This window comes from Reyranella sp., assembly GCF_050185545.1.
Taxonomy (GTDB): domain Bacteria; phylum Pseudomonadota; class Alphaproteobacteria; order Reyranellales; family Reyranellaceae; genus Reyranella.
In genome coordinates this window covers 1-5,527 of record NZ_JBFWZI010000313.1, presented here as the reverse complement: position 1 = coordinate 5,527, position 5,527 = coordinate 1, and the positions used below count along the sequence as shown (strand labels likewise).

At 67.2% G+C, this 5,527-nt stretch carries 5 protein-coding genes and 1 pseudogene; 2 read left to right on the top strand and 4 right to left on the bottom strand.

Annotation, left to right across the window (positions count from 1 at the left end; genetic code table 11):
• A pseudogene (locus tag AB7O82_RS37025) lies at positions 1 to 185 on the bottom strand (4-hydroxy-tetrahydrodipicolinate reductase); the annotation flags it as partial.
• Positions 186 to 248: 63 nt separating this feature from the next.
• On the opposite strand from AB7O82_RS37025, the gene AB7O82_RS37020 reads away from it, so the two are divergent.
• Complete coding sequence (locus tag AB7O82_RS37020; protein WP_428555768.1) at positions 249 to 512, top strand: DUF3303 domain-containing protein; 264 nt, start codon at positions 249 to 251, stop codon at positions 510 to 512.
• A 623-nt stretch (positions 513 to 1,135) separates the two neighbouring features.
• Here the strand turns inward: AB7O82_RS37020 and AB7O82_RS37015 are convergent.
• Entirely contained in the window at positions 1,136 to 2,596 is a 1,461-nt protein-coding gene (locus AB7O82_RS37015; protein WP_428555765.1) for a M81 family metallopeptidase, read from the bottom strand.
• Positions 2,597 to 2,599: 3 nt separating this feature from the next.
• Entirely contained in the window at positions 2,600 to 3,193 is a 594-nt protein-coding gene (locus AB7O82_RS37010) for a DNA-3-methyladenine glycosylase I (RefSeq protein ID WP_428555762.1), read from the bottom strand.
• Positions 3,194 to 3,337: 144 nt separating this feature from the next.
• On the opposite strand from AB7O82_RS37010, the gene AB7O82_RS37005 reads away from it, so the two are divergent.
• Positions 3,338 to 4,057 carry a haloacid dehalogenase type II gene (locus AB7O82_RS37005; RefSeq protein WP_428555759.1) on the top strand — a complete coding sequence of 240 codons (720 nt, stop codon included), beginning with the start codon at positions 3,338 to 3,340 and terminating at the stop codon, positions 4,055 to 4,057.
• A gap of 240 nt (positions 4,058 to 4,297) precedes the next feature.
• On the opposite strand, the gene AB7O82_RS37000 is transcribed toward AB7O82_RS37005, so the two are convergent.
• A partial coding sequence (locus AB7O82_RS37000) for an amidase (RefSeq protein WP_428621781.1) occupies positions 4,298 to 5,527 on the bottom strand: 1,230 nt, incomplete at its 5' end.

Below are 5,527 nucleotides of genomic sequence, written 5' to 3'. Positions count from 1 at the left end.
GCGCTGTCGCCGCCGATCCTGATCCTGTTGGCATCCAGCCCCGCCACCTCGCCGGAATCTCGTCCGATGGCGTTGCTGTCGGGCGATTCGCTGGCGGCGGCCAGGCTCACGCCTTCGGTGTGCGCGATGCGGCGCACCAGCATCTGGCCCATGCGCCCGGCGGCGCCGACGACGGCGATCTTCATGTCGCTCCCCTCGAATTTGCCAGCCTACAGTAGCGGACTCGAAAGGGGTGGGACATGCTCTTCATGGTGGTCGAAAAGTTCCGGAACCAGGACGGCAAGGCGGTCTATCGCAAGCTGCGCGACGCCGGCCGCGGCCTGCCGGACGGGCTGAAATTCGTGGCCAGCTACGTGTCGGCTGACCTCGGCCGCTGCTTCCAGCTCATGGAGACCGACGACGTCACCCTGTTCCAGCGCTGGATCGCCGACTGGCAGGACGTGGTCGAGTTCGAGGTCGTGCCCGTGGTTGAGGGCAAGGCGACGCGCGAGGCGCTGGCGCCGATGTTGTGAGCCTGCTTTCTGTGCAGGGTGGTTCCTGTGCAGGGTGACGTCACGTGATTGCACAAGATCGTGGCCGCAAAAGCGAACCATCTCGGCTCGCCTCTCTGCCCGCTCGTTCGGCATCGTGATAGCGGGTGGGGCAGAACTGCCTGCAAACCGAAAGACACCACCTTGAATGCCGTCCCACTGACGGAAACCGACTTGGCTGACGCAGCTTCTCCTCTTTGCGTCAGTTCCAAGCCCTTGATTTCAAAGACCACTGACGCACGGACGCAACGGACGCAAGATTCGGGGCCGACTCTCCGCGTTTGCCGATGAGGACGGCAGCGCGACAGCGTGGCCTGACCCGCGGCCAATTGACCCGGCCGCAAAACGCCGGCCCGAACGCAACGACCCATCACGGCCGCTCTTTTGCGTTCGGCCAACCCCTTGATTCAAAAGGCTCCGAACGCAGCGAACGCACCGAACGCAGGAATCCGGGGTCGTTCTGTTTCGGGAGTTCTTACGGACCGCGGGCGTCACCCCCCGGCATAAACATGTGCGGGCGAGACGCCCGCGGTCCGCAAGACCATGACCCCTCCGTCGCGTATGACGCGACACCTCCCCGGCGAAGACGCCGGGGAGGGAGAAGACTACGCCCACGGATCGGCGACCTTGGGCCAGAACGGCGTCTTGCGCTTGGTGTAGGGCCAGCGGGTCACGTCGGGGTCGGCGGCGCCGGGCGAGGCGACGTAGAGGATCTCTTTCGCGAGCCCCACGAAGCCGTTGTAGAAATGCTGCGCCGACTTGACCACGACCACGCGATAGTCGGCCGGGTCGGCGCCGACCGCCTTGAAGGCGTCGGCGTGGAAGGTCTGGGTGCGCAGGGTGCAGATCGCCACGTCGACATTCTTCGACGACAGCAGCGCCATGTCGCCGAGCGGCACCATGACCGGGCCATAGGGCTGGCGCACGCCGCGGGCGATCTTCTTCACCGTGACGTCGAGATCGACCGGCGGGCCGCTCACCTCGCCCGACTTGCCGCCGAGCCGCATGCGCAGGCGCGCGCCCTCGCCCGCCTCCTCGGCGATGCGGAACGCCATCGGATCCCACATCACGCCGAACAGCGCCGGCCCGATCTCGCGCTCGACCAGGGCCTGAAGCAGGAAGGTGGAATCGCCGGGCGCGCCCGAGCCGGGATTGTCAGCACGGTCGGCCAGCACCAGCGGGCCCTGGTTGTGCGAGGCCGCGCGCTCCATGCCCTCGCCGATCGTCAGGTACTTCGTGGCATAGCGCTCGCGGTTGTCCCACAGCTCGCGGCCGAGCTGCTCGGCCAGTGCCTGCGCCTTGGCCCGGTCGCGGTCGGCGACCACCAGGGTGCGCGTGCCGACATCCTCGACGTCGGCGAAGGCGAAGCCGTGGCTCAGCGACACCGAGAGGATGCCGTCCTTGCCCTCGAAGGACTTCATGCGGGTGACGAACTCGCTGATCGGCGGCACCGAGGTCCGGTACTGGGCGATCATGCGGCAGTCGTGGCGCGCCATCACCGGCTTCACCTTGCCTTCGATCGTGTCGGCGATGATGGCGAACAGCTCGGCGGCGCGCTCCATCGTGTCAGTGTGCGGGTATTCCTTGTAGCCGATCAGCACGTCGGCGCTGTCGAGCATCAGCGCGGTCAGATGGCAGTGCAGGTCGAATTCCGCGCCGATCGCGACCGTGGGGCCAACGATGGCGCGCACGCGGGCCAGAAGATCGCCTTCGCAGTCGTCGTAGCCGTCGGCGACCATGGCGCCGTGCACGTTGATCAGCACGCCGTCGAGCGGCAGCGCCAACCTGATGCCGTCGAGGATCTCGTCGCGAAAGCTCTCGTAGACCCAGCGCACCGTTGTGCCGGACGGCGCGGCAAAGGTGGCGAGGCCTTCGATCGCCGTCCAGCCGCGCGCCTCGATCGCCTTGCGCCAGACATGCAGCGGCGCGGTGAAATTGGTCGGCTCGTGCCGCGTGGCGTCGCCGCGCCAGATGCCGTGCTCCTGGTAGCCGCGCAAGCCAGTGGGGAACGGCACGAACTGGTTGGTCTCGGTGCCCAGCGCGGCGATGAAAACGCGTTTGGTCAAACGTTACTCCCGATAGCGATGGCAGCCCACGACATGGTCGTCGACCATGCCGGAGGCCTGCATGAAGGCGTAGCAGATGGTCGAGCCGACGAACTTGAAGCCGGCCTTCTGCAGGGCCTTGGACAGGGCGTCGCTCTCCGGCGTGCGCGTCGGCACGTCCTTCATGCTCCTGCGGCTGTTCCTCATCGGCTTGCCGTCGACGAAGCTCCACAGGAACTTCGAGAACGAGCCTTCGCGCTCGAGCAGCATGAGGTAGGCCTTGGCGTTGCCGACGCTGGCTTCGATCTTGCCGCGATGGCGGATGATGCCGGGATCGGCCAGGAGCTTTTCGAGCTTGGCCGGCGTGTAGCGCGCGATCTTCGCCGGATCGAAGCCGTCATAGACCTTGCGGTAATGCTCGCGCTTGCGCAGCACGGTGATCCAGGAGAGACCGGCCTGGCAGCCCTCCAGGGTCAGGAGCTCGAACAGGGCGTGGTCGTCCCTGAGCGGGCGGCCCCACTCCTTGTCGTGGTAGCGCTCGTACAGGGGATCGGACGATGCCCAGCGGCAGCGCGGCTTGTTGTCGGTGCCGGGCACCGTGTCGGGCTTGTCGGCCATGGCGCGACCCTACCCAAGCGGCGCGCGGGACGCCACACTGGAGCGATTTCCGCTTGGGGCGCGCGGGTGCGCCCCAAGCGGGAATGCACGCAGTGAAGTCAGTTGTTGCCGCATGTGCTCCAGGGGCAACGGAGGAACAAACCGATGGCCAAATCTCTCGCCGACCTGAAAGTCTGCATCTTCGACGTCTTCGGAACCGTGGTCGACTGGCGCGGCAGCCTGATCGAGGACCTGCCTGGCCTGGGCAGGAAATACGGGCTCGAAACCGACTGGACGAGCTTCGCCGACGACTGGCGCGGCCTCTACCAGCCGCAGATGCATCGCGTGCGCAAGGGCGAGCTGCCGTGGACCAACATCGACGAGCTGCACAAGGAAGCCTTCCAGATGCTGCTGGCCAAGCGTGGCCTGAAACATCCCGGCGAGCAGGGCGCGTGGGAGTTCACCCGTCTCTGGCACAAGCTGCGGCCATGGCCCGACTCGGTCGAGGGCATCGGCATGATGAAGAAGAAATACGTCGTGGCGACGCTCAGTAACGGCAACGTGGCCTTGCTGATCAACATGGCCAAGAACGGCGGCATCCCGTGGGACCATTGCTTCTCGGGCGAGACCTTTCATCACTACAAGCCCGATCCGGAAGCGTACCTTGGCGTGGTCAAGACGATGTACCTCGAGCCGCACCAGGTCATGCTGGTTGCCGCCCACAACGGCGACCTGAAAGCTGCGCAGAAGTGCGGCCTGTCGACCGGCTTCGTCCACCGTCCGACCGAGCACGGCCCCAACCAGAAGACCGACCTCAAGGCCGACGGCGAGTGGGACGCCGTCGGCCAGTCGATGATCGAGCTGGCCAGGAAGATCGGGTGTTGATTCATATTCCTCCCCAGCGTCTTCGCTGGGGAGGTGTCGCCGTCTTCGGCGACCTGCCTTCGCCGAAGCGAAGCCGCTTCGGCTTCGCGCAGGCAGGCGGAGGGGTCATAGTCATGCGGACCGCGGGCGTCCCGCCCGCTCATGTCATGAGCATGAGCGGGCGGGACGCCCGCGGTCCGCATGACTATGCCCCCTCCGTCCGCGAAGACGCGGACACCTTCCCACTTCGTGGGGAGGAGTTCAGATTTTCGGCCTTCGTCCCCGCCACGGCGTGGCGCGTTCGTAGGCGGCGCCGGCGGCGAGCACGCTCGCTTCGTCGAATGGCCGGCCGGCGAGCTGGAAGGACAGCGGAAATCCGTCGCTGCCGAAGCCGCAGCATACCGTGAGTGCCGGCTGGCCGGTGACGTTGAACGGCATGGTGAGCGAGGGCTTGCCGAGGAAGTGGAAGATCGGCTGCGGCTCCTTGAAGGTCTCCGGCGCGCCCCAGTGGTTGGCGGTCATCACCAGGTCGTAGCCGCGCATCGCCGCGCGCGTGTCGAGCTGCAGCTGGCGGCGGAAGCGCAGCGCCGAGAGGTACTGCTCCGCGCTGAGGAAGGCGCCGAGCTGGAAGCGCCGCCGCGTCGTGTAGCCGAACTTGTGCGGCGTCTCGATCACCTCGCGACGATGGATGGCGTGCGCCTCGACGGTGATGATGACACGGCCGCAGATGTGATAGTCCCAGATGTCGGGGAAGACGACCTCCTCGACGATGGCGCCGAGCTCGCGCAGCACGCGCGCCGCCTCGTCGATGCCCTTGTCCATGTCCGGCGTGACGCCGTCGTACCAGTGCCGCGCCAGCGCGATGCGCATGCCCTTGATCGACCGCTGCACCGACCCGCCGTAGTCGATCCTGGGCGCCTTGGCCGAGGCCTGATCATTGGGATCGTGGCCGGCCAGCACGTCGAGCATCAGGGCGCTGTCCTCGACCGTCCAGGTCAGCGGGCCGGCGGTGTCGAGGCTGAACGACAGCGGATAGATGCCGCAGCGGCTCACCAGGCCGTAGGTCGGCTTGAGGCCGGCGGTGCCGCAGAAGCCGGCGGGATTGCGGATCGAGCCGCCGGTGTCGGAACCCATCGCGCCCATGCACAGCGCCGCGGCCACCGCGGCGCCCGAGCCGCTCGACGAGCCGCCGGGCTGGTAGTCGAGGTTCCACGGGTTGCGTGCCGCCGGGAACGGCTGGTCGGGCGTCATCGCGCCGTTGGCGAACTCGTGCGTCGCGAGCTTGCCCAGGATCACCGCGCCACCCGCCTTGAGGCGACGCACCGTCTCGGCGTCGACCGTCGGCACGTAGTCGGCGAGCAGATGCGAATGGCCGGTGGTGCGTACGCCCTCGGTCTCGTAGATGTCCTTCAGCGCAACGGGGATCCCATGGAGGGGACCGCGCGTGAAGCCGCCGCTGCGTTCGGTGTCGGCTTGCGCCGCGGCGGCGCG